This is a genomic window from Bradyrhizobium sp. Kon56, from assembly GCF_055807635.1.
This window is the reverse complement of the sequence record NZ_JBVVOU010000271.1, coordinates 1-323: the sequence shown is the minus strand read 5'-3', so window position 1 is coordinate 323 and position 323 is coordinate 1. Positions and strand designations below refer to the sequence as shown.

The 323-nt window shown below is 56.3% G+C and carries 1 pseudogene; it reads left to right on the top strand.

The annotated features are described in order from the left end of the window. Positions 1 to 323: pseudogene (locus tag AC0L3B_RS38940) on the top strand (PrkA family serine protein kinase); the annotation flags it as partial.

Genomic DNA, 323 nt, shown 5'->3' with positions numbered 1-323 from the left:
CCTGTTGTACGTGCTGGAACAGCAGATCGAACAGGAACAATTCCAGGCCGAAACCCGCGAGCGCTATCTGCGCTTCCTCAAGGAATACCTGGCGCCGCGCTATATCGAGTTCATCGGCAAGGAAATCCAGACCGCTTACCTCGAGTCCTACAGCGAGTACGGTCAGAACATCTTCGATCGCTACGTGCTGTACGCCGACTTCTGGATCCAGGACCAGGAATACCGCGATCCGGAAACGGGCGAAATCCTCAACCGCGTGGCGCTCAACGAGGAACTGGAGAAGATCGAGAAACCCGCCGGCATCAGCAATCCGAAGGATTTCC